The 23674-nt window shown below is 53.5% G+C and carries 23 protein-coding genes; 10 read left to right on the top strand and 13 right to left on the bottom strand.

What is annotated here, in order from left to right; all coding sequences use genetic code 11:
- Positions 1 to 193: 193 nt before the first annotated feature.
- The 4 genes from gyrB to dnaA all read right to left on the bottom strand — a co-directional run bounded on the left by gyrB (position 194) and on the right by dnaA (position 6495).
- The gene (gene gyrB, locus R0J87_RS15205) at positions 194 to 2614 is read right to left on the bottom strand and encodes a DNA topoisomerase (ATP-hydrolyzing) subunit B (RefSeq protein ID WP_404344380.1); all 2421 of its coding nucleotides are present in this window, start codon (positions 2612 to 2614) and stop codon (positions 194 to 196) included.
- Between the two features lie 39 nt (positions 2615 to 2653).
- Positions 2654 to 3757: a DNA replication/repair protein RecF gene (recF, locus tag R0J87_RS15200; RefSeq protein ID WP_404344379.1), complete on the bottom strand. Its 1104-nt coding sequence runs from the start codon at positions 3755 to 3757 to the stop codon at positions 2654 to 2656.
- Between the two features lie 105 nt (positions 3758 to 3862).
- Complete coding sequence (gene dnaN, locus R0J87_RS15195) at positions 3863 to 4966, bottom strand: DNA polymerase III subunit beta (RefSeq protein WP_404344378.1); 1104 nt, start codon at positions 4964 to 4966, stop codon at positions 3863 to 3865.
- Positions 4967 to 5025: 59 nt separating this feature from the next.
- Entirely contained in the window at positions 5026 to 6495 is a 1470-nt protein-coding gene (gene dnaA, locus R0J87_RS15190; protein ID WP_404344377.1) for a chromosomal replication initiator protein DnaA, read from the bottom strand.
- Positions 6496 to 7029: 534 nt separating this feature from the next.
- Here dnaA and rpmH point away from each other — a divergent pair.
- From rpmH to mnmE, 4 genes are all read left to right on the top strand, one after another.
- Positions 7030 to 7164, top strand: a complete 135-nt coding sequence (gene rpmH / locus R0J87_RS15185) for a 50S ribosomal protein L34 (RefSeq protein WP_009723348.1) — start codon at positions 7030 to 7032, stop codon at positions 7162 to 7164.
- 13 nt (positions 7165 to 7177) lie between these two features.
- Entirely contained in the window at positions 7178 to 7579 is a 402-nt protein-coding gene (gene rnpA / locus R0J87_RS15180; RefSeq protein WP_498887174.1) for a ribonuclease P protein component, read from the top strand.
- Positions 7580 to 7694: 115 nt separating this feature from the next.
- Positions 7695 to 9377 (top strand): membrane protein insertase YidC, encoded by a 1683-nt coding sequence (yidC, locus tag R0J87_RS15175; RefSeq protein ID WP_498887172.1) that lies wholly within the window; start codon positions 7695 to 7697, stop codon positions 9375 to 9377.
- 119 nt (positions 9378 to 9496) lie between these two features.
- A complete protein-coding gene (mnmE, locus tag R0J87_RS15170) occupies positions 9497 to 10867 on the top strand; it encodes a tRNA uridine-5-carboxymethylaminomethyl(34) synthesis GTPase MnmE (protein WP_498887170.1) in 1371 nt (456 codons plus the stop codon).
- Between the two features lie 42 nt (positions 10868 to 10909).
- Here mnmE and R0J87_RS15165 read toward each other — a convergent pair whose 3' ends face one another.
- The 4 genes from R0J87_RS15165 to rdgB all read right to left on the bottom strand — a co-directional run bounded on the left by R0J87_RS15165 (position 10910) and on the right by rdgB (position 14345).
- On the bottom strand, positions 10910 to 11755 hold the full coding sequence (locus tag R0J87_RS15165) for a 23S rRNA (adenine(2030)-N(6))-methyltransferase RlmJ (protein ID WP_498887169.1): 846 nt from the start codon (positions 11753 to 11755) through the stop codon (positions 10910 to 10912).
- An 86-nt stretch (positions 11756 to 11841) separates the two neighbouring features.
- The gene (locus R0J87_RS15160) at positions 11842 to 12513 is read right to left on the bottom strand and encodes a YiaD family glycine zipper/OmpA-like lipoprotein (protein WP_404344372.1); all 672 of its coding nucleotides are present in this window, start codon (positions 12511 to 12513) and stop codon (positions 11842 to 11844) included.
- A 61-nt stretch (positions 12514 to 12574) separates the two neighbouring features.
- Positions 12575 to 13744: a radical SAM family heme chaperone HemW gene (gene hemW / locus R0J87_RS15155; RefSeq protein WP_498887166.1), complete on the bottom strand. Its 1170-nt coding sequence runs from the start codon at positions 13742 to 13744 to the stop codon at positions 12575 to 12577.
- A complete protein-coding gene (rdgB, locus tag R0J87_RS15150) occupies positions 13737 to 14345 on the bottom strand; it encodes an RdgB/HAM1 family non-canonical purine NTP pyrophosphatase (RefSeq protein ID WP_404344370.1) in 609 nt (202 codons plus the stop codon). The genes hemW and rdgB overlap by 8 nt, the downstream gene beginning before the upstream one ends.
- Before the next feature lie 258 nt (positions 14346 to 14603).
- Here rdgB and R0J87_RS15145 point away from each other — a divergent pair, with 258 nt between their 5' ends.
- The 6 genes from R0J87_RS15145 (at position 14604) to R0J87_RS15120 (ending at position 18726) form a co-directional block, all read left to right on the top strand.
- Positions 14604 to 15296 carry a LuxR C-terminal-related transcriptional regulator gene (locus tag R0J87_RS15145; RefSeq protein WP_498887164.1) on the top strand — a complete coding sequence of 231 codons (693 nt, stop codon included), beginning with the start codon at positions 14604 to 14606 and terminating at the stop codon, positions 15294 to 15296.
- Positions 15297 to 15315: 19 nt separating this feature from the next.
- A complete protein-coding gene (locus tag R0J87_RS15140) occupies positions 15316 to 15825 on the top strand; it encodes a CsgE family curli-type amyloid fiber assembly protein (protein ID WP_498887162.1) in 510 nt (169 codons plus the stop codon).
- A complete protein-coding gene (locus R0J87_RS15135) occupies positions 15825 to 16238 on the top strand; it encodes a curli assembly protein CsgF (RefSeq protein ID WP_498887160.1) in 414 nt (137 codons plus the stop codon). The genes R0J87_RS15140 and R0J87_RS15135 overlap by 1 nt, the downstream gene beginning before the upstream one ends.
- A gap of 73 nt (positions 16239 to 16311) precedes the next feature.
- Positions 16312 to 17142, top strand: a complete 831-nt coding sequence (locus R0J87_RS15130; RefSeq protein WP_404464621.1) for a CsgG/HfaB family protein — start codon at positions 16312 to 16314, stop codon at positions 17140 to 17142.
- A 263-nt stretch (positions 17143 to 17405) separates the two neighbouring features.
- Positions 17406 to 17906: a hypothetical protein gene (locus R0J87_RS15125; protein WP_498887158.1), complete on the top strand. Its 501-nt coding sequence runs from the start codon at positions 17406 to 17408 to the stop codon at positions 17904 to 17906.
- A gap of 58 nt (positions 17907 to 17964) precedes the next feature.
- Positions 17965 to 18726: a hypothetical protein gene (locus R0J87_RS15120; protein WP_498887156.1), complete on the top strand. Its 762-nt coding sequence runs from the start codon at positions 17965 to 17967 to the stop codon at positions 18724 to 18726.
- 50 nt (positions 18727 to 18776) lie between these two features.
- Here the strand turns inward: R0J87_RS15120 and R0J87_RS15115 are convergent, their stop codons facing one another.
- The 5 genes from R0J87_RS15115 to R0J87_RS15095 all read right to left on the bottom strand — a co-directional run bounded on the left by R0J87_RS15115 (position 18777) and on the right by R0J87_RS15095 (position 23626).
- Positions 18777 to 19154: a hypothetical protein gene (locus R0J87_RS15115; RefSeq protein WP_498887154.1), complete on the bottom strand. Its 378-nt coding sequence runs from the start codon at positions 19152 to 19154 to the stop codon at positions 18777 to 18779.
- An 87-nt stretch (positions 19155 to 19241) separates the two neighbouring features.
- On the bottom strand, positions 19242 to 20522 hold the full coding sequence (gene hemL, locus R0J87_RS15110; RefSeq protein ID WP_498887153.1) for a glutamate-1-semialdehyde 2,1-aminomutase: 1281 nt from the start codon (positions 20520 to 20522) through the stop codon (positions 19242 to 19244).
- Positions 20523 to 20558: 36 nt separating this feature from the next.
- Positions 20559 to 21368 (bottom strand): bifunctional hydroxymethylpyrimidine kinase/phosphomethylpyrimidine kinase, encoded by an 810-nt coding sequence (gene thiD / locus R0J87_RS15105; protein WP_498887151.1) that lies wholly within the window; start codon positions 21366 to 21368, stop codon positions 20559 to 20561.
- Positions 21368 to 21799, bottom strand: coding sequence for a protoporphyrinogen oxidase HemJ (hemJ, locus tag R0J87_RS15100; protein ID WP_498887149.1), 432 nt, complete (start codon positions 21797 to 21799; stop codon positions 21368 to 21370). The genes thiD and hemJ overlap by 1 nt, the downstream gene beginning before the upstream one ends.
- A 27-nt stretch (positions 21800 to 21826) precedes the next feature.
- Positions 21827 to 23626 carry a chloride channel protein gene (locus R0J87_RS15095; protein WP_498887147.1) on the bottom strand — a complete coding sequence of 600 codons (1800 nt, stop codon included), beginning with the start codon at positions 23624 to 23626 and terminating at the stop codon, positions 21827 to 21829.
- Between the last annotated feature and the right edge of the window lie 48 nt (positions 23627 to 23674).

Below are 23674 nucleotides of genomic sequence, written 5' to 3'. Positions count from 1 at the left end.
GTGACCATCTCTAGTTCGTGCTGTTGGGGGGAAGGGTCTTTGAGCATATCGGCCACCACTAAAAACGATACGCTTATAAAAGCAAAACCCTGGCCGAAGGGCCAGGGCTTTGTCAGCAGTCTGAAACCGCAGGCGCTTCGCCTGCGGTTTTTTGCTTTTCAATGTTTCACGTGAAACACATTGAAGAGACTTTTTAGATATCGAGATTAGCAACGAGCGCGTTGGTCTCGATGAAATCGCGACGCGGCTCAACTTCATCACCCATCAGGGTGTTGAACATCATATCCGCCGCTACCGCATCTTCGATGGTGACGCGCAGCATACGACGGCTATCCGGATCCATGGTGGTTTCCCAAAGTTGATCCGGGTTCATCTCACCTAGACCTTTATAGCGCTGCACAGAGAGGCCACGCTGGCCTTCCTGCATCAGCCACGTCAGCACTTCAGAGAAGTGTGCAACGGGCTTCTGGCGCTCACCTCGGGCGATGTAGGCACCTTCATCCAGCAAGCCGTTGAGGGTTTCCCCTAAGCCTGCAATGGCGCGATAATCTGCGCTTTCAAAGAAGTCTAGGCCCCACACATACTCCGTGGTCACGCCGTGGGCGATCAAAGAAACCGCCGGTAGATGCAGGCCACGCTCGGTGTCTTCTTGCAGGTAGAACTGATAGCGCGGGCCACCTTCATAGGCCACCATGTCATCCATGGCTTTCTGCAGCTCGGCAATCCAGTTTTCCATCGTAATGCGGTCTTTCAGGCTTGGCTCACCCTGTAGCGCGGTAGCATGTACTACCTGCTTCAATACTTCGATGGGGTAAACCCGCGCCAAACGGTCAATTCGCTTCATCACGTTGCGATACTGATTCACCAGCGCTTCCAACTGTGAGCCAGCAATGCCCGGTGCATCCGCATTGACGTGCAGCCCTGCCCCATCCAGCGCGGTGGTGGTCAGGTAATCAATCATGGCCTGCTCATCTTTTAGATAGAGCTCTTGCTTGCCACGTTTGATTTTATAAAGCGGCGGCTGGGCAATAAAGATATGCCCACGCTCAATCAGCTCTGGCATTTGACGGAAGAAGAACGTCAGTAGCAGCGTACGAATGTGCGAACCGTCTACGTCGGCGTCGGTCATGATAATGACCGAGTGGTAGCGCAGCTTATCGGGATTAAACTCTTCCCGACCAATGCCACAGCCCAACGCAGTGATCAGCGTGCCCACTTCAGCAGAGGAGAGCATTTTATCGAAGCGTGCTTTTTCGACGTTCAGGATTTTACCTTTTAGCGGCAAAATGGCCTGAGTGCGACGGTCACGCCCCTGCTTGGCGCTTCCTCCTGCCGAGTCGCCCTCCACCAGGTAAAGCTCTGATTGGCTGGGGTCTTTCTCTTGGCAGTCGGCAAGCTTACCCGGCAGGCCTGCGATATCCAGCGCCCCTTTACGGCGCGTCATATCCCGCGCTTTACGGGCTGCTTCACGGGCACGTGCGGCGTCCAGCATCTTATTGACGATGGACTTAGCTTCGTTGGGCTTTTCAATCAGGTAGTCTGCAAACAGGCGACCCATTTCCTGCTCTACCGCTGTTTTCACCTCGGAAGAGACCAGCTTATCTTTGGTCTGCGACGAGAACTTGGGATCCGGAACCTTCACGGAAATAATGGCGGTTAAGCCTTCCCGAGCATCGTCACCAGAGGTATTCACTTTGGCTTTTTTCAGCAGGCCCTGGGCTTCAATATAGTGATTCAGCGTACGCGTTAGCGCAGCGCGGAAACCTGCTAAGTGGGTACCACCATCCCGCTGAGGAATGTTGTTGGTGTAGCAGAAAATGTTCTCAGTGAAGGCATCGCTCCACTGCATCGCCACTTCAACCTCTACACCATCTTCACGCACGGCATTAAAGTGAAACACCGGGTTGAGGACGGTCTTGTTCTTATTCAGGTGGTCGACGAATGCTTTAAGACCGCCTTCATAGTGGAACAGCTCCTCTTTACCGCTGCGCTCATCCATCAGACGAATGGCAACACCAGAGTTGAGGAAGGAGAGCTCACGCAGGCGTTTCGCCAGAATATCGTAGTGAAATTCGATATTAGCAAACGTGGCCGGAGACGGACGAAAGTGAACGCGGGTACCGCTCTTTTCCGTTTTACCTACGACACCCAGCGGCGCTTGCGGCACACCGTGGTGGTAAATTTGCTCAAACACTTCACCTTGACGCCAGATGGTCAGGCGCAGCTCTTCTGAGAGCGCATTCACCACCGACACCCCCACGCCGTGTAAGCCACCCGATACTTTATAAGAGTTATCGTCAAACTTACCGCCTGCGTGCAGCACCGTCATGATGACTTCGGCAGCAGAAACGCCCTCGCCCTCGTGTAGCTCGGTGGGAACCCCACGACCATTGTCGCTCACGGTTACCGATTCATCCGCGTGGATGACCACTCGAATTTCGCTACAGTGGCCCGCCAAAGCTTCATCGATGGAATTATCCACCAGCTCGAAAACCATGTGATGCAGCCCGGTGCCGTCGTCGGTATCACCGATATACATGCCTGGACGCTTACGTACTGCGTCTAGCCCTTTGAGCACCTTGATGCTTGATGAATCGTAAGCCTGCTCGCTCATTGACCACTCCGTCGTGAAGTCTGTCTCGTTCCGTGTCGTCTACCCATCTGGCTGACACTGGCTAAACCCCTGCTCGGAATGTTTCACGTGAAACATTTCAACAGCGGTAGTGGGCTGCCAGACATCGCTTAGCGCGGTGGGCTCGACGCTGGTAATAAATGCTTGGCACTGCATCTCTTCAAGCAAAGCGCAAAACTGGCGGCGGTGATGCTCGTCCAGCTCTGCCGGTAAATCATCTATCAAATAAATGCAGTGCCGCTGTGCGGTACTTTCCAGAAGCCTTCCTTGGGCGAGCTTTAATGCACTCACTACCAGCTTTTGCTGGCCTCTGGAAAGCACCTCTATAGCGGGCTGCTTATTCAACCGAATACGCAAATCAGCGCGCTGTGGGCCCTGTTGAGTAAACCCCATCTGCTGGTCGGCATCACGGCTATCGCGTAACACATCCGCTAGCGAACGCTGTTTATCCCAGCCTCTGGCATAGCGCAGCGTTAGTCCGGGCAGCGGTAAGAGCCTTTTCAGCGTTTCGTCAAACACCGGCAAAAACTCGCTGAACCATGCGTGCCGCAGCGTATCCATCTGCTCCCCCCAATGGGCAAGCTCCTGCTCCCACACCGCTATTTCACTGGCAACTATTCTACCACGCCTAAGGAGTGCATTCCGATGTTTCACCGCCCGGCGGGTCCGCTGCCACGCGTCTAGGAAGTGATGTTTCACGTGAAACACTCCCCAGTCTAAAAACTCACGGCGACCTGCGGGTGACCCTTCCAGCAACCGAAAAGCATCAGGGTTAATAAGCTGGAGCGGCATGGCTTCTACCAACTCAGCCAAACGTACGCCTTTCTCTCCACGTAGACGCAGCTCTAGCTCTCGCTGAGCACGCATTCGCCTTACCCCCAGCGTTACCTCAGGATCTCCTGCTAAGCGGCCGTACAGCGTCATATACGGCGCCTCTGACTGAATGGCATTCTTAAGCTGACGAGTGCGAAAAGAGCGTCCCATGCCCAGAATATGGATTCCTTCAAGAACGCTGGTCTTACCGCTACCATTAACGCCATGTATCACATTGATACGCGATGAGGGATGGAGTGTGACCGGCGCTAAATTGCGCAGGCCGTGAAAAGTGAGTTGTGTCACGCTCATCCGTTAATGCCACCTAGTAAGACCATGAAACGCGCTAGCCGTGCCAAATGCGAAAACGGCGCTTCTGCTATCCAGAAGCGCCGTTTTCATCTAACACTCAAGCTGTTATAAGCGCATCGGCATAACAACATACAGCGCATCACCGCCGCCGGGTTCCTCCAGCAGAGCACTGCTGTTAGGGTCGGCTAGGGTAATCTGTACGCGCTCTTCATCAAGCACAGAGAGCACATCAACCAGGTAGCCAACGTTAAAACCCACTTCCATGGCACTACCGTTGTACTCCACGGCAATGTTCTCTTCCGCTTCTTCCTGCTCCGGGTTGTTGGCCATTACTTTGAGGTTATTTTCCTCAAGATACAGCCGAACACCACGGTACTTCTCATTAGAAAGAATCGCAGTACGCGACAGCACCTGACGCAGCTCGGCACGTTCGGCAATCAGCACCTTATCGCCATTACGCGGCACTACGCGTTCGTAATCGGGGAATTTGCCGTCGATGAGCTTAGAGGTAAACGTGAAGTCACCTGTATGCGCACGAACATGCGTTGACCCTAAAGTAAGGCTGACCGGTTCATCGCTGTCATCCAACAGGCGAGAAAGCTCGAGGATACCTTTGCGGGGCACAATCAGCTTCTGAGACTGGCTAACCGCCACATCAATGGGACGCGAGCACATGGCCAAGCGGTGTCCATCGGTCGCGACCGTACGCAGCAGGTTGCTCTGAATTTCCAGCAGCATACCGTTCAGGTAATAACGCACATCTTGCTGCGCCATGGCAAAGGAGGTGGACTCAATCAGATGCTTGAGCGTGCCACGGGGAACGCTGAGTTCCTGACTGCCATCAGCATCTTCAATATTAGGAAACTCTGCTACAGGAAGTGTAGAAAGTGTAAAGCGCGAACGACCGCTACGTAATACCGCGCGCCCCTCTTCGACCGCAAGCTGAATTTCGGACTGATCGGGCAGCGATTTACAGATATCCATCAATTTTCTAGCCGGCACGGTAGCAGAGCCCGCCTGGTCAACTTGACTAGCCACGGTGCGGCCTACCAGCTCAACTTCTAAATCGGTACCCGTCAGAGCAACCTGATCGCCTTCTACTTGAATCAGTACGTTAGAAAGCACAGGCAGCGTTTGGCGCCGTTCTACTACGCCCGCCACCAGAGTTAACGGGCGAAGCAGCGCCTCTCGGGAAATAGTAAATTTCATCGAAACTCCGGGTTTCTATCCTGAAAGACCTACCGCTTGGCAGGCCCAAACGAAATGGGTTAACTCGTCAGCAGACGAAGTAGATTTTTGTAATCCTCACGGATATCCGCATTCTCTTCCTGCAGCGCTTTCACTTTGCGGCAGGCGTGCAGCACCGTCGTGTGGTCGCGGCCACCAAACGCATCGCCAATTTCCGGTAGGCTATGGTTGGTCAACTCTTTTGCCAGCGCCATAGCGACCTGTCGCGGGCGCGCTACCGAACGGGAGCGCCGCTTAGAGAGCAGATCCGCTACCTTGATTTTGTAATATTCAGCCACCGTACGCTGAATATTATCCACCCCCACCTGCTTATCCTGCAGCGCCAGTAGGTCTTTTAACGACTCGCGGATAAAGTCCTGGGTAATGGTTTTGCCCATAAAGTGGGAGTCGGCAATGACCTTTTTCAACGCGCCTTCAAGCTCACGCACGTTAGAGCGAATCTTCTGAGCAATAAAGAAAGCCGCATCGTGGGGCAGATCCACTTTTGCTTGATCGGCTTTCTTCATCAAAATCGCTACCCGGGTCTCAAGCTCCGGCGGCTCGATCGCCACGGTGAGACCCCAGCCAAAGCGCGACTTCAGGCGCTCTTCAACGCCACTGATCTCTTTGGGGTAGCGGTCAGAGGTAAGGATCATCTGCTGACCGCCCTCTAACAGCGCATTGAACGTATGGAAAAACTCTTCCTGAGAGCGCTCTTTACCGGCAAAAAATTGAATATCGTCAATCAGCAGAGCATCGACGCTGCGGTAGAAACGCTTAAAGTCGTTAATCGCATTAAGCTGCAGCGCCTTCACCATATCGGCGACAAAACGCTCGGAGTGCAGGTAGACCACGCGTGCATTTTCACGACGACCTGCCAGCGCATTGCCCACGGCATGCATCAGGTGCGTTTTACCCAAGCCAACACCACCGTATAAAAACAGCGGGTTATAAGCGCCACCAGGATTTTCAGACACCTGGCGGGAAGCTGCACGGGCGAGTTGGTTCGATTTACCTTCTACAAAGGTATCGAAGGTGAAATTGGGATTTAAGCCACTGCTGTGCTTCAAGCTGCCTTCGACTTGAACCTGACGTTCGTTGCCACGACGGCTAGGAGCACTTTCTTCACGCAGTTGGTCAATCTCACGCTCATCGCCAATATCACCACGCGGCGGAGTATGAACAGCGGGGGATGACGGCTGTGCTGGTGCGGCCGAAACAGGATTGCCAAGCTCTCTGGGTTGCGGCGCAGCCGCTGCCGCTCGCCGGCTGCCGACGGTTAAGCTGACTTTGGGAGGCTTAGAAGGAGCAAGTTCGCGCATTAGCTCACTAATACGCTTGGCGTACTTATCACTCACCCAGTCGCGCACAAATCGGTTCGGCGCCAACAAGCGTAGCTCATTGGACTCTCCTTCTTCTGCCTGCAGCGGACGTATCCAGGTATTGAACTGCTGTGAATTCAGTTCGTCCTGCAGGTAGTCCAGGCACTGTTGCCAAAGCGCGAGCGACACTCATCTCACCATCGGTTGAAAACGGCCGACCATTGTAGCGCCCAACGAAGCGGTTATCCACACGCGCTAGCGGCTCTTTTTTGCCTGTGGACAACTATTCGTGAGGGCTAAGGAAAACCCGGTAATGAAATGGGCACTAGGGTATTTTTGAGTAAGTTGCCTTACGTTGAACACATCTAATTCACAGTTTATTGGCCGGTTATTTGATACTTATGCACAGATTTTTTATTATTTTAACCTGTTGATAAAATTACGCTAAAACCACTTATCCACAATTAGTATCCCCACTATTAATAACAGTAGGTTTTAAATAACTTCATTAGTAATAATAGTGTGGCCTTGGTTGAATCAAAACTTGATGGAAGCGGCAGCGCTATTGCCTTTTTCACGCTTTTTATGCAAGGAAAAATTGCACCCGGCGCGGGAAGTCTCTACAATTTCCGGTATTGAATTGAAACTCCCCGGCTAGTTCCTCACTGGACCGGGTCTTTTGGAATTCACTTTCCGTCCTAAACCACGTGGGAATAACGAGTTATGAAACGCACTTTTCAACCCAGCGTTCTCAAGCGCAAGCGCGCGCATGGCTTCCGTGCTCGTATGGCAACCAAAAACGGCCGTGCCGTTATCGCACGCCGCCGCGCCAAAGGCCGCAAGCGTCTGAGCGCCTGATCTCGGATTGCGTGTGTCGCCTCAAGGCTTTCCCCGGTGCTTGCGTTTGCTAAATGCCGGGGATTTTAGTCACGTGTTTGAACAGGCCGACCTTAAAGTTCATGGCAAAGGTATGATGGCGCTAGCGCGCATAAGTACCCGGGGACATCCCCGCATTGGACTGATAGTCAGCAAAAAAAATGTGAAGCTCGCTGTTGATCGTAACCGCTTCAAGCGACTCGTCCGGGAATCCGTTCGTCTACGTCAGGATCACTTACCCTCTATGGATATCGTGATATTGGCAAAGCGTGGCGTTCAGGATGTCGATAACGAGACGCTCACTCGCCAGCTACACGGCATGTGGAAACGACTTCAGCGCGACGCACAGGCGGTGTCTGCACCTCCCCCGCCTAATGGCGTAACACGTGACGCTTGACGATACACCTCGCCGCTCGACCTTGGCCTGCCGCTTGGCAGGCTTTCGTGTGTCATGGGTCGAGTAAATGACACTGCGCCATTAGCATGTTCACCACCCATCGGGCAGAACCCTCATGGACGTAAAACGACTTTTATTACTGATTCCACTGGCAGTGCTTGCCTACCTATTGGTTGTACAGTGGAATCAGGATTACGGGCAGACAACTTACGACTCGACGCCGGAAATTACCCAAAGCAGTAATGGGGCTCCCGCGAGCGAGAGCGGTAACGATGATCTCTCCGTACCCAGTACTTCCGCACCTCAGAACGCCATCAGCGAAGGCGTCGGTGATGCTGAAAGCGACACCGCCAGCCGCGACTTTATTGCTGTCACCACTGATGTTTTAGACGTACGCATCGACCCTTTTGGTGGCGATATTGTGTATGCCGCGTTGCCGCAGCATAAGCTAACGCTGGATTCTGATCGCAACTACGTGCTGCTATCAGACAATGCTTCACGCAGCTATGTGGCGCGCTCAGGACTACAACTTGACGGTCAGGCAAGCCGCATCGCTTTCTCTCCTGAGCGCAGCGAGTATCGCTTAGGTGATGATGAAGAGCAGCTCAGCGTTGACCTGACAGCCGACGTCAACGGTATTGAAGTCATCAAGCGCCTGACGTTTGATCGCGGCAGCTACGCGGTAAACGTGAGCTACTATCTGGCCAATAACACCGATGCACCCGTCAGTGCTCGCTTTATTGGCCAGCTCGCCCGCGACAACAGCCCAGACCCGTCTAGCGGTGTGGCCATGGGCATGAACTCCTACCTGGGAGCCGCCTATTCCACTCCGGAAGCGCGTTACGAGAAGATCGACTTTGATACGATTCAAAGCCGCGGCTTCGAGAATCGCGAGGCACAAGGTGGTTGGGTGGCGATGATCCAGCACTACTTTGTATCTGCTTGGGCACCGGCTCAAAACCAGCAGAACCTGTACTACGTAACGACCGATTCTCGTGATCGTAACGTAGTGGCCTTTGCTGGCCCCACCAGCAGCGTCGCCGCCGATGGCGAAGCTACGCTGAGTGCTACGCTCTACATGGGTCCGAAGGTTCAAGACTACCTTGAGCAAGTCGCACCGAACCTTAAGCTCACCGTGGATTACGGCTGGCTGTGGTTCATTGCCAACCCGCTGTTCTGGCTGCTGGATAAGATCCACGACATCGTCGGTAACTGGGGCTGGTCGATCGTTCTGCTGACCGTGCTGGTAAAACTGGTGCTCTTCCCGCTGTCTGCCAAGGCCTACAAGTCCATGGCGCGTATGCGCAAACTGGGCCCAGAGATGCAGCGTCTCAAAGAGATGTATGGCGACGACCGTCAGAAAATGTCTCAAGAGATGATGAAGTTCTACCAGAAAGAGAAGATCAACCCGCTAGGTGGCTGTTTGCCGATTCTGGTACAGATGCCGGTATTTATCGCCCTGTACTGGATGCTGCTGGAATCCGTTGAGCTGCGCCACGCGCCGTTCATGTTCTGGATCCAGGATCTCTCGGTGAAAGACCCCTACTTCATCCTACCGATTCTGATGGGTATCTCGATGTTTGTTCAGCAGATGCTGAACCCGACACCGCCAGACCCCATGCAGGCGAAGATCATGAAGATGCTGCCGATTATCTTCACCTTCTTCTTCCTGTGGTTCCCGGCAGGTTTGGTCATCTACTGGGTAGTCAACAACATCATCTCGGTGGCGCAGCAGTACTTTATTACGCGCAGTATTGAGAATGACCCAAGCGTCGGCAAAGGGATGCGAACCAAGTAATCGCTCCCCTCTGCTACTCCCAGACCCCCGCCTTTGCGGGGGTCTGGCGTTTTAGGCCTAACCTGCTCATCATGAGCGCCATCACGATACACTCATCTCTTTAGCCACTAGGAAGCGCCATGGCCGATCGACTCTATACCCAAGACACCATTACCGCCTTGGCAACCCCACCCGGCCGTGGCGGCGTTGGTATTATTCGTGTGTCAGGCCCTGCTTGCCGCGCGATTGCCGCTGAAATACTGGGTAATTGCCCTGCTCCTCGTTACGCCCACTACGGCCCGTTTCAGGGCGCTGAGGGCATTATTGACGAGGGCATAGCGCTACTGTTTAACGGCCCCCACTCCTTCACCGGTGAAGACGTGCTGGAGCTGCAAGGCCACGGCGGCCCCATCATTATGGATATGCTGCTTGAGCGCTGCCTGCAGCTGGGTGCTCGCCTGGCCCGGCCTGGGGAGTTCTCTGAACGGGCGTTTCTTAACGACAAGCTGGATCTGGCGCAGGCGGAAGCGATTGCCGACCTAATTGATGCCACCTCCCGCTCCGCCGCTGAGAACGCCGTGCGCTCGCTTCAGGGCGAGTTCTCACAGCGGGTTGCTGCACTGGTCCAACGGCTGATTGAGCTGCGCGTTTACGTTGAAGCTGCCATCGATTTTCCGGAGGAGGAGATCGACTTTCTCGCCGATGGCCATGTCGCCACGCACTTAGAGAGTGTTCAGCAGGCGCTGGTTGATGTTCGTAAGGCCGCTGGGCAAGGCGCTCTGCTACGCGAGGGCATGAGCGTGGTGATTGCAGGACGCCCCAATGCAGGTAAATCGAGCCTGTTGAACGCGCTGACCGAGCAGGATACTGCCATCGTCACAGATATCGCGGGCACAACGCGGGACGTACTCCGGGAGTACATTCACCTAGACGGCATGCCGCTGCATATTATCGATACCGCCGGGTTGCGTGATACGCCCGATGCAGTAGAGAAAATCGGTGTTGCCCGGGCATGGGAAGAGATCGAAAAGGCCGACCGCGTACTGCTTATGGTGGATGCATCTACCACAGCGGCTACCGACCCAATGAGCATCTGGCCTGAGTTCGTGGAGCGCCTCCCCGATCAAAGCAGGCTTACCCTGGTGCGTAATAAAATCGATGCCAGTGCTGAAGCGCCGGGCATTGAATTATCCACAGCCACTCCGATTATTAGGCTATCTGCGAAAACCGGAGAGGGTGTGGATAGTTTGAAAACGCATCTGAAAGAGGTGATGGGCTTCTCTGCAACGACAGAGGGCCGCTTCTCCGCCCGCCGCCGCCACCTGGATGCCCTTGACCGCGCCATGGCGGCACTTGATACCGGGCGAGCACAGCTAGATGGCTACGGAGCAGGCGAGCTGCTTGCCGAAGACCTAAGGGATGCGCAGCAAGCGCTGGGAGAGATCACCGGTGAATTTAGCGCCGATGATCTGCTTGGCGAAATTTTTGGCAGCTTCTGTATTGGCAAATAACCGAGCCACTCGTAACAAATCATCCACCACGACTATCCGTCACTACTCGCCCACCAGCCATTTGGCGCGGTAGTGGCTGTCGCTCCCCAGCTGCGGTGTCACCTGAGACATCGCTGCTGCAAGCTGCTCATCCAGCCCCCAGGGCGGATTGATAACCACCATGCCGCTACCGTACATCCCGTGCGCACTCTCCCCTGCGGCTCGTAGCAGCAGCTCGCTGTGCCAAATTTTACGAATGCCGCTCGCTTCAAGGCCGCTGAGCAACGTTTCGTGATGTCCAGCAGGCAGCAGCGGGTACCAAATCATCACCACGGCGTGGCGCACTTTTTCCAGGGTATAAGCAACGGTTTCAACGACCTCTTGATACTCCGCTTTACGCTCGTAGCTAGGGTCTACCAACACGCACATTCGTGGCGTCGCCACCGGCACCAACTGTTTCAGCCCCTGCAACCCATCGCCGTATACGCGACGTGCCTGCTTTGGCAGCGTCTGGCCACTCAAATGTTCATGCTCACCCGGGTGTAGTTCAAATAGACGCAGTTGGTCATGGTCACGTAGCGTCTGAGCAAGCCACCAGGGTGACCCCGGGTAGTGAGATAGCGCATCAGCGTTGGGTTGTGCTGAATTCAAAGCGGTAAGCCAATGACTGAGCAACGGGTCGCTCAGCTGCTGTCGGGCCTGCCAGAGCGGAGCGATGCCTTCCCGATACTCTTGAAGCCGCTGGGTCTCTTTGGTGGCTAGCGGGTAGAGGCCTCTCCCCGCATGGCTATCCACATATGTAATTGCTGATTTTTTACGTAATAAATAATCAGCCACCGCATAAAGCGTTAAATGCTTCTGGACATCGGCAAAGTTACCGGCGTGATAGGCGTGTTGATACGACAGCATGGCAGCTCGCTTGCAGTTGAACAAAAAAAGCCCGCTATGTGAGCATAGCGGGCGCTGGACAGCAATGCTGAGATTAACGCATCACGTTACTGGCCGTTACCGGTAGGGGTCAGGGTAATTTCTACCCGGCGGTTTTGAGCACGCCCCTGTTCATTGTCGTTACTGGCCACCGGCTGATTAGCACCGTAACCCATGGTGTTTAAGCGCATAGAGGAAACACCGTTCTGGCTCAGGTAACTGCCCACCGACTGAGCACGACGCTCAGAGAGACGCTGGTTGTAGCTGGCGTCGCCGGTGCTATCCGTGTGGCCTGCAATGTTGATGCGGGTGTCGGTGTACTGGGTGAGAACACTAGCGACTTCGTTGAGAGCGCTGCGGGCATCGCCGGTCAGCTCAGCAGAATCAAAACCGAAGGTCACGCTGCTGGGCATGTTGAGCACGATATCGTCGCCACGGCGATCAATCTCTATACGCGAACCTTGCAGATTGTCACGCAACTGCTGCTCTTGGCGGTCCATGTAAACACCCACACCCGCGCCGGCAGCCGCGCCTACTGCGGCACCAATGAGCGCACGGTCACGGCGGCTGGTGCTGCCATCGCCAGAAAGCGCGCCGGCAGCCGCGCCAATCGCTGCGCCAATACCAGTGCCCATCGCGGTGCTAGAGCGCTGCGTTTGACCGCCGTACGGGTCGGAAGTCGCACAGCCAGCCAAAAGAATTGCCGCTGCCAACGGGGTCAGTAGTCGAGAAATACGCATCACTCACTCCTTGCTTATGATTGGGTTATTGCCTTATAGATCGCTGGTCACTTGTCACTGATCACTCTTCGCTGATTAAGGCCAGCAACTCGTTCAAGAATAATAGACCTTGGGGCGATGCACGCAGCTTTTCAGGCATTTCCATTAAAAGTCCTTTTTCCTGGGCGCTTTGTAAACGGCTAAGTAACAGAGCATTTGGCTGCCCAGTATGGGCAAACCAATCCGCTAACGTCACGCCTTCCGTTAAACGCAGCGCGTTCATGGCAAACTCAAGGGGCAGTTCCTGGGGTTCGATAAGCTGTTGGCCTGCCACAAAACCACGCGGGTCGTTAGCACGACGCAAGTACGCATCAGGTTGGCGCGTTTTCCAACGCCGCTCAATCTGCCACTCCCCCTGGGAATCTATATGGGTGAGTTTTCCATGAGCGCCTGCGCCAATCCCCAGATAGTCGCCAAATCGCCAGTAGTTCAGGTTATGGCGGCTCTGAAATCCTGCGCGGGCATAGGCAGAGATCTCATACCGGTTCAATCCAGCCTGCTCCAAGCGCTGGTGCCCCGCTTCCTGAATATCCCACAGCGCCTCCTCTTCTGGCAGAGGTGGCGGATGCGAGAAAAACGCCGTATTAGGCTCCAGGGTTAACTGATACCAGGAAAGATGTTCAGGGTTGAGGGCAAGCGCCTGGTCGATGTCTTCCATGGCTTGTTCGGGCGTTTGCTGGGGTAGCCCATGCATTAGATCAATATTGAGGTTATCAAACCCCGCCGCCCTGGCCTCGCTGATGGCCGTCACCGCTTCATTACCGCTATGAATTCGACCTAAAGCTTTCAGCTGAGTTGGGCGGAAACTCTGTACGCCCAGTGACAGGCGATTAATACCTGCTTCCCGGTAACCGATAAACCGCTGCTGCTCGGTCGTGCCTGGATTCGCTTCCAGCGTGATTTCAATCGTGGGTGAGAAAGGCAGCCGCTGGCGAATACCTTCAAACAACTGTCGATAAAACCCAGGAGAAAGAAGGCTAGGTGTACCACCACCGATAAAAATGGTTTGAACGGTTCGGCCGGAAGCTAACGATACATCACCGTCCAAGTCGCTAAGTAAAGCAGCCAAGTAGGCCGCTTCGGGTAGCTCGCTAGAATCAGGCTCATGAGAGTTAAAGTCGCAATAGGGGCACTTGCGTACACACCAAGGCGTATGAATATAAAGCGATAGTGGCGGCAGCTGATCAGCCATGCGCCACCTTCAAAATATCTACTAGGGCGTGCAGCGCGCGCCCTCGATGGCTTAAGCGATTTTTGGTCTCGCTTTGTAGTTCAGCAACGCTCATGCCCTGGTCGGGTAACCAAAAGAGCGGGTCGTAACCAAAACCACCCTCACCGCGAGGATGGGCAAGGATTTCTCCCTCCCAGCTACGCTGCACAATCACAGGCACCGGGTCTTCTGCATGGCGTAAATAGACCAAAACGCACCAGTAACGGCCCGTACGCTGACCTTCCGCGCACTCACTGAGCGCCGCCAACAGTTTCTCGTTGTTACGTTCGTCACTTTTAGGCTCACCCGCATAGCGAGCGGAATAGATGCCTGGCGCCCCATGCAGCGCATCCACTTCTAATCCAGAGTCATCTGCTAGCGCAGGTAACCCACTGACTCGGCTGGCTTCACGCGCTTTTAACAAAGCGTTTTCGACAAACGTGAGGCCTGTCTCCTCCACATCGTGCACACCAAATTCCGCTTGAGGCCGTACGTCCAACCCTAGCGGCGACAGCAACTGATTGAATTCTCTTAATTTACCGGCATTTCCGCTGGCTAAAACAAGCGTGTTCGCTGCATTCATAGGGGCTATCTCCACACATAAGGCGTTCAGTTTACGCCTAACAGAAACGCAGCTAAAGGCGACAAAATGTTACTCAATGTACATTAGAAAAATTAAAACGAAAATTAAAAAACTAATTAAATCAATTGATTAAAATTTTTTTTAAATCTTATGCTACTTTTTAATAATTTTTTTGATAACAAAACTTTACGAAATTAACCTATTGAGCAACACTTCGTAGACCACCTGCTAGCGCTCCCTTTAACTGAGGCTTTCCCAATGTCACAAGAAAAAACGCACGGTTTGGTGTACATCGTCACCGAAAAAAGCCCCCAATCGCAGCTGTTTGCTGACTACTTACACGAACACACAGGCTGCACGGTGAGCATTCATTCGCCCCGTGGGGCATTACCCACGGCTACCCCAGAAAAACTGCTGATCTTGATTGATAGTGATCACATTGGGATAGATGCGCTCCCCGAGTGGCAGGAGAAACTACCCGAAACCTTGGCGAAAACCTCTCTGGCTGCTTTTAACATTCGCGATATGGATCACGCCCTCGAGGCCCTCTCGTGTGCTCAACTGAAGGGTGTTTTTTACCGTAACGAAAGCCTGGATGTTATTTGTAAAGGTATCCACTCCCTATTAGAAGGTGAGCTATGGATGTCGAGAGACTTGATGGCACGCCTGATTCTTTTTTACCGCAAATATCAAAGCAATGCCTTTAGACCAGCTTGCGGCTTAACGAATCGCGAGATGGAAATTATCTCTTTACTAAGCGCAGGCTCTTCTAATCAACAAATTGCCGATAAACTTTTTGTGAGTGAGCACACAGTTAAATCACATCTTTACAATATCTTTAGAAAAATCAATGTGCATAACCGCATTCAAGCACTCAACTGGATTCATCAAAATTTAGGTCCGATTCTGCCTAATATCGAAACGGCACGTAGTTTACAGCGGCATCGGTAATCGAAAGGAGCCTAACGTCATGGGCAACTTATTAAAAAGAATAACGCATTACCTTCTGCTCATTGTCACTCTTTCCATGAATGCGCTTGCGGCCATGGCGAGCGAAGAGGAAAGCGTAAACGATCAACAACAAGTGAATGCCATCAATCAGCTTTCTAGTCCTGACGGGCCGGCAATTCAAAGCCGGGCTTACCCTAGCAGCGAGTTAACGGGCGTCATGGTAGACCGAACCATCACCATGGCGGGAAAAACGTTTTATCGGGCCTTTAGCCAACGTGCGATGGATAACATCGTAATCAACGGCGCAACCATCACCATACAAGAGCGCCCAGATGCTCGGTGGGGCAGTCAAATTTGGGTGATGGAAGGCAACCGTATGTATTTTAGAACACAGCTCTCTCCTCGAATAAGTGAAGCCGATAGTGTGGCGGGAGAAGCTGTTCAAATCGTCGAAAAAGCACTGCTTGAACGGCAAATATCCGCAGCAATGTCTTCCGACATAGATCTAGGAAAAGAGGAGATATTCTGATGAACGATTTATTGAAACGTAGCGGTATGGGGGTGGTACTGGGCGTGATGAGCATGACGGCGACAGCAGGAGACCTTGTCTATCAACCGTTAAACCCCTCGTTTGGTGGCGATCCTTTTATGGGTAGTTATCTACTGGGTAAAGCGCAAGCACAAGACACTAACACCGATCCAAACTCACGCCGAACGCAGCCTCTTTCTGCAACTGAAAGGCTTGTACAAAGTTTGGAAAGCCGTTTGATCTCACAATTGATCGGAGACATAAGTAGCGGAGAACTGGATCAAGGAAGTTTCGATAGTGATGACTTTAGCGTTGTGATTGAAGACCAGGGCGGGCTCATCAACCTACGCATTGTGGATAAAGTAACGGGTGATGTCACCAATATCAGCGTGGGTGGATTATTTAACCCCTGAGCTGTGAGCAAACGCTTATCCACCATTAATGCCGTAGAACAATATTTACATAAAAGATAGCCAGGGGGTCATCATGAAAGCCATTGCTACACTGCTTGTCGTAAGCCTACTGAGTGGCTGCGCAGGCATGGTTGCCACATCAGAAAACCTTGAAGGGGCACAAGCAACATTAACCCCGAGAGGCGCGACTTACCAAGACCTTGTATCGTTACCACCACCGGCGGGACGCATATTCGTCTCGGTTTATGATTTCCGTGATCAGACCGGTCAGTATCGACCGGCACCGGCGAGTACTTTCTCAACGGCTGTCACCCAAGGGGCAGCGGCTATGCTCACAGGTGCGCTTGCAGACTCTGGCTGGTTCATCCCTCTTGAGCGCGTCGGGCTACAAAACCTGCTGACGGAGCGGCGCATTATCCGCGCGGAATCTGAACGCTTTGGCCAGCCGGATACTCTGCCATCGCTTAGAGCGGCTTCCGTGATGCTTGAAGGGGGCATCATTGCTTACGAGTCGAATGTGAGGACGGGGGGCGCAGGCGCTGAGTATTTTGGTATCGGAGCATCGGGTCAGTATCAAGTTGATCAAGTGACCGTTAATTTACGCGCCGTTGAGATTTCCACTGGTGAAATTCTGGCAAACGTTACCACCACAAAAACGATCTATTCTAAAGAACTCAGAGCAGGTGTTTATCGCTTTATCGACTTTCGACGTTTGCTAGAAGCAGAAGCCGGCATTACGACTAATGAGCCCGTTCAATTGGCAGTCATGTCAGCCATCGAATCAGCCGTTATTCACCTGGTTGCACGAGGAGTTGAAAATAATCTGTGGAATCTTGCCCAGGGTGTTAACCTTCAAGATACTGTGCTGGGAGATTACCTTAACGCTCCCACTCCACTTTTATAAAAAATATTATCAAGGGAACACAAGCCCTGCTTTACGCAGGGCTTTTTTTTATTTTTCACTTTATTAAAAACCTCATACTCTTGTTATTATAAATAATAAGAATAAACACTAAAAAATAAGTAAAAAAGCAGACTCAACTATAAAAAAAGTTCTGATAGCGGAAAATTTGAGATGGTTCAAACTCAACATATGGAAAACAAAAGATACAAAAAGTTTCAGAAATGAAACATTCAAACCACCTTAATCGCTTGGGAGCACATAAGATGAAAAAGATCTTTCCTGTACTTCCGTTAGCTTTAGTAAGCATGGTGAGTTTGCATGTGGCTGCTGATAATACACATGTCTACAACTCTCAAAACCGAGTTGAACAGTTTATCGAAAACAGTCGCGTTTCGTCACCTGCTAACGTGAGTATTATCGAACAAATAGGAAATGATAATCGTGCCGAGGTATCTCAATCACGCTCTTCACGATATCAAACCAATAACTTGGCTTATATATATCAGAATGGGAGCCGGAATAACGGCACGATCCATCAGCTTTCTGGAAATAATGTCGGCTTCATCCTCCAGTTTGGTAACGACCATAACGCTATTATTGAACAGCGTAGTCAGGGACGAGGCATTAACCATTCGTCTGTCGTTCAAACAGGGTTCAATAGCGACATAACGCTTTCACAATCGGGTAGTGGCTATCGAAGTATTACCGTAGAACAGCAAGCTTTCTCTGGTAATGCAAGACCCGTCACTGTCGAGACCTACTGAGGCAACCTTCGTTGCCCAGTAATAACCAAAAGCAAGTGCGAGATAAAGGGGAAACACCATGAAAACTCAAATGACTGCTATCGCTGCTGCTGTTGTAATGGCTGCTAGCTTTTCTGCAAACGCTCGTGATTTCCAAAACTCCACTACAACAGGAGACGCAAATACTGGGGCAAACCCAGCTTTTGAAAATCAACAAGATATCCGTCAAAGCATGGATGGCTTTGATCGTGACGCCATGCGAACTTCTCTGATCTATCAGATCGGAAACAGTAACAGTGCAGAAACAGACCAGTTAGGTGATGCGCAATATTCTCGAGTTGTTCAAGAAGGAAATGACAACTCCTCTTATGTCTATCAAAGCGGCAATGAGCACGAGTCTATTGTTTACCAATTTGGTAATGAAAACGATTCCACTGTATATCAAGATGGTGGTAACCGTAATGATTCTTACGTCTTCCAAGATGGTAACAATAACTCATCTACAGTGGCTCAGTTCTTGAATACTAGCCAAAGTGATTCAGTGGTTGAACAACTAGGCGATGGTAACGATGCTGATGTTTATCAAGCCTACAACACAGATGAAACTTGGAGCTTCATTCACCAAGATGGTAATGGCAATGATGCAACTGTTGTTCAAATTGCTGCCGATCTAAGCGCATCATATATCTACCAAGGTGGTGATGGCCACATGGCAGATGTATACCAAACCGGTAACAGCAATATTTCTACAATCCGTCAAAACGTTACATACGGTGGCGCAGCCGCAGCCACTCACTTCCAGGCTGGCAACGGTAACTCCGCTATCTCTACTCAGTGGTAAGCACCGCCTCTCTCTTCCAACCGCCCCCCAGGGGGCGGTTTTTTTATGCCTTAACGCACCACCACCGTCAGCGTGCCGCCTTTGCCTTGGGTCGAAGAACGTGAGCGGTTGCTGCCTTTGACGATATCCACTTCCAGTCGTTCGTCATCACTTAATAGCTTGACCGTTCCTTCTAGCATATCGCCTTCAAAGGTGAATTCTGCGGGTACCGTGCCGTGAGTTTCAGGGTGTTCAACGGTTTCGCCATTGTGGGTAATGCGCCACTCGGCGGAAAACTCAGCGCCGGGGGAGCCGCTCATGGTGATGTGGATCTGGGTCATATGCTGCTCCTGTGCGGCTAGCCCTGTTAAGGGAAAGCCAAAGGTGAGCACGGCGGTAAACAGAGCGCCGTGTAAACGTAAAGCCTGCCAAGCCGATGGTTGTTTCATGGTTAGCTACCTCGTTAACCACAAGAGCCGCTCAACATGGGCGGCTCTTGCAGTGTAGCAGGCGATCTCTCTACCGTTTACTCAACGTTACATTACGGTAAAGGCCTTTTCGGCCGCTTCTAGCGTACGCTGGATATCTTCTGGCGTATGGGCACTGGACATAAAGCCGGCTTCATAAGCAGAAGGCGCGAGATAAACGCCATGATCAAGCATCGCACCAAAGAAGCGGCGGAAGGCATCCGGGTTACAGGCAGTCGCCTGGGCAAAGTTATCGACCCGCGATTGAGAGGTAAAGAAAAGACCAAACATGCCGCCCGCTGATTGCGTCATCATCGGCACTCGCGCCGCATTGGCACGCTCTTGCAGGCCGTTACACAGCGTTTGTACGCGCTGGCTCAAGGCGTCGTGGAAGCCCGGTACCTGCAGCTTGGTGAGTAGTGCCACCCCGGCGGCCATGGCCAGCGGGTTACCCGAAAGGGTGCCCGCCTGATATACCGGCCCCAGCGGAGAAATGTTTTGCATAATGTCGCGCTTACCACCAAACGCGCCTACCGGCATACCACCGCCAACGATCTTACCCAAACAGGTTAAATCCGGCGTGACACCGTAGTAAGCCTGGGCACCGCCCAACGCTACGCGGAAACCCGTCATCACCTCGTCAAAAATCAGAATGCTGCCGTACTCGTTACAGACGTGGCGCAGGGTTTCCAAGAAACCTGGCTGAGGCGGAATACAGTTCATGTTGCCCGCCACCGGCTCGACGATGATACAGGCAATCTGCTCACCGATCTCAGCAAAGCACGCTTCAACGCCTTCCGGGTCGTTATAGGAGAGCGTGATGGTGTGCTCGGCCAGCGAGGCCGGCACGCCTGGAGAGCTGGGCTCGCCATGTGTCAACGCGCCAGAGCCCGCTTTTACCAGCAGGGAATCCGAGTGGCCGTGGTAGTTACCCTCGAATTTAACGATCTTATCTCGCCCCGTGGTGCCCCGCGCCAGCCGAATCGCTGACATGGTGGCCTCGGTGCCCGAGCTGGTCATGCGCACCATTTCCATAGAAGGAATCATGTCGCAGATCAGGTCTGCCATGGTGGTTTCCACAGCAGTGGGGGTACCGAACGAGAGCCCGTTATCCAACCGCGCACGCACGGCTGCCAGTACGTCTTGATCGGCGTGACCGGTGATCATCGGCCCCCAGGAACCAATGTAATCAACGTAGCGGTTGCCCTCCACATCAAAGAGGTAGGCACCCTGCGCACGCTCCATGAAGACCGGCGGGCGGTGCAACCCTTTGAAGGCACGCACAGGAGAGTTCACGCCCCCAGGAATATGGCGACTCGCGAGGTCAAACAGTTCAGCAGATGTGGTCATGGCATCCTCAATATAAATGGCTTACTACCAATGAGATCAAAAGCGCACGGGGCGTGGCAAGCGATTCGGCAAGCACTGCCCGCTCGGGGGTTGGTAGCCGTGAGACAAGCTCTCCCAGGTAAAGTGCTGCGCCTGTTCACACGCCGTTGGTAAGCGCTCACCTACCGCTAGGCGCGCTGCCAAGGCCGACGCGAGCGTACAGCCGGAACCATGAAACACTTCCGGCAGCCGCGGCCATTGCCACTGGCGGGTGGTGTCGGGTGAATGCAGTGTATGCACCACTTGCTGTGCCGTACCGGGTAATGGGTCATCCGTTGCCGTTACTAACACCGCTTGGCAACCCTGAGACAGCAGTGATACCGCACGGGCGGTATCGTCATAAGGCTCATGGATCTCAGGCGTCAGCGCCGCCAGCTCAAAGCGGTTCGGGGTTAATATATCCACAAGCGGTAGCAGCCGATCACGGTAAAGCGCCTGCAAAGCAGCTGTGGATAACATAGTGCCTCCCCCTGCTTTGAGAACCGGGTCGGCAACCACGGGTACCCCAGGAAAACGGCGAATAATTTGCTCCGCAGCGCGTAGCGTAGCTTCATCCGCCAGCAGGCCGAGCTTGATCGCGGCAATCTGCATATCACCGACGGCTTCGGCCATTTGCCGCATGGCGCCAGGGTCGGCGGGCATCACCCTAGAGACGTTGTGGCAGTTCTGCACGGTCATCGCCGTGGGGATCGTCACCGCCCAACCGCCGCAGGCGGCGATGGCTTCGCTATCAGCGACTAGTCCGGCACCGCCCGTGGGGTCATGGCCCGCTAACACTAAAACGACGGGGGGAAGGGCTTGGCGCATCAAAAGGGCTTCACTACCGCCAGTAGAATAATCGCGACCAGCGCAATCACAGGCGCTTCATTGAACCAGCGAAAAAATACGTGGCTCTTAGTGCAGCGCGACTGATCAAACTGCTTCAAGTAGATCAGGCAAACGTGGTGGTAGGCAATCAACAGCGCAACCAGCGTGAGCTTAACGTGCATCCAGCCCTGGCTAAACCACGCAGGCACCAAATAGAGCATCCAACCACCAAAAATCAGCACCACAATCATCGACGGCGTCATGATGCCGCGATAGAGCTTACGCTCCATGGTTTTGAAGTAAGTGATCGCTTGCTCATCGCCTTTGTCGCGTGCCATGGCGTGGTACACATAAAGTCTTGGCAGGTAGAACAGTGCGGCAAACCAAGTAACAACGGCCATCAAGTGAATAGCCTTTACCCATTCGTACATGGTCTCTCCTTAGGCGGTGACGTATGGCTAGGAATCGGTCTCGCGGGCATCTGTTTGCCGAGCGTCAGTGTAGTGGTAATAACGCTCGATCGCGCCCCGGGTAATGATACCTGAAATTCGCTGCTGCTTTGGTCGATAGCCATGCACCACATAAAGCGCCCCAAGCGCGCTATCTTGAAGCTTTAAAAACGCTTCCGATAGCGTGGCCTGCAAACCAATCGGGGCCATTTCCAGCCGCTGGCCGGGAATCTCCAACAGATCAATCAACTCATCCTCCGGCGGCGCTTCCCCATCAAGCGCCTTATCGTGCTCCAGCAGCCAGCGGGCAAGCTCCGCCGCCTTCAGCGCCAGCACGGGCTTCTCTTCACTAGAGCGCTCGATCACTAGCCACATAGGGTTGGTTTCCAGCAAGCGGCGGGCTTGGTCTGGCGTAATCATCCGTTCTGTGCGCACCAATTGGCGCTCCATCACCGCCGGTACCGATACTCGGGAGAGCGCCTGCATCAGCGGCTGCTGCAGCGGGTGTAACCCGTAGCGTACTGAGCTAATGAAGAAACCTTCACAGCCTGTCAGCTGGCGCGACGTCAAGCAGGCCACCACCACGACCAGCATCCCCGGCAGCATGATATTGGGTGTATGCGTCAGTTCTAATAGCGCCATCAGCGCTGCAAGAGGCGCCTGAAGGACGGCCCCCATCATCGCCGCCATGCCCAGCATGGCATAAATGCCCGGGTCCGCGGCTTTATCGGGCCATAGCCATCCACCAAGCATACCGCCTAGCGCCCCAGTGGCCGCCCCCGCCACCAGCACTGGGCCGATAATACCGATGGGCACACCGCCAGCGACGGTAATCGCCGTAATCAGCAGCTTGGCCACCATCAGCGCCAACAGCACCGTGATCGTCAGCTGATTATTCAGCGCAGCAGCGACGCTGTCGTAGCCGATCCCCTGAATTTCAGGGAACCGCCACGCCAACGCCCCAGTGGCCACACCCACTACTCCTAATCTCAACCACAACGGCAATTTTTGTAAGCGCTGGCTGCGGGAAATATGAATGAAAAGCCCAGCCATTAAACCAATCACCAAGCCAATCACCACGATCCAGGGCAGGTTCATCAGCGATCCTAACGCCACCTCAGGAATCCGAAAGGCAGGCTCGTTGCCATACATCACCTGAGCCACCAGCGCGCCCATGGTGGAAGCTAAGATCACCGGCATAAAGCTCATCAGGGTGTACTCCATCATCACCACTTCCATGGCAAAGATCACCCCAGCGATGGGCGTGTTGAACGAGGCCGAAATACCGGCTGCCGTGCCGCAGGCCACCAGCACCCGCAAACTGTTATTGGGCAGCCGCAGCTTTAGCCCTAACCCGCTGGAAGCCGCCGCGCCTAAATGAATCGCAGGGCCTTCGCGCCCGGCGGATAAGCCACCCAACACGGAAACGACCCCCACCCACCATTGGTTCAGCCAGTTACGCAGCGGAAAGCGCCCCTGGTGATAGGTGAGACGCTCAATCACATGGCTCACCCCGAGTTTGCGCGCAGCGGAGCGCTGCCGATATAGCAACAGGCCAATCAACGTGACGGCGACGATCGGCAGAAGTGCTCTCAGCCACGGTGACAATCCTTCAAAGGCTTCCGGATCCCCTTCCGGCATATAGAGCACCGCCCCGGCTTCAAGCAGCAGGCGGAACGCCACCATCACTGCCCCAGTAATCACCCCAGACACCAACCCCAGCACACACAGCTGCGGTAAGGCATCCACGTTCGCCAACTGGCGGCGAAAACTCTCTAGAGTGAAATCTGACCGAGAAAAACGTGCCACAACGTCCGTCCTTGCGTTTGTTGTTCGTTTCATTGTCTCGCGTTGCGC

Source organism: Halomonas sp. SIMBA_159, from assembly GCF_046536035.1.
Classification (GTDB): Bacteria; Pseudomonadota; Gammaproteobacteria; order Pseudomonadales; family Halomonadaceae; genus Vreelandella; species Vreelandella venusta_A.
This window is presented reverse-complemented; position numbering and strand designations above follow the sequence as displayed.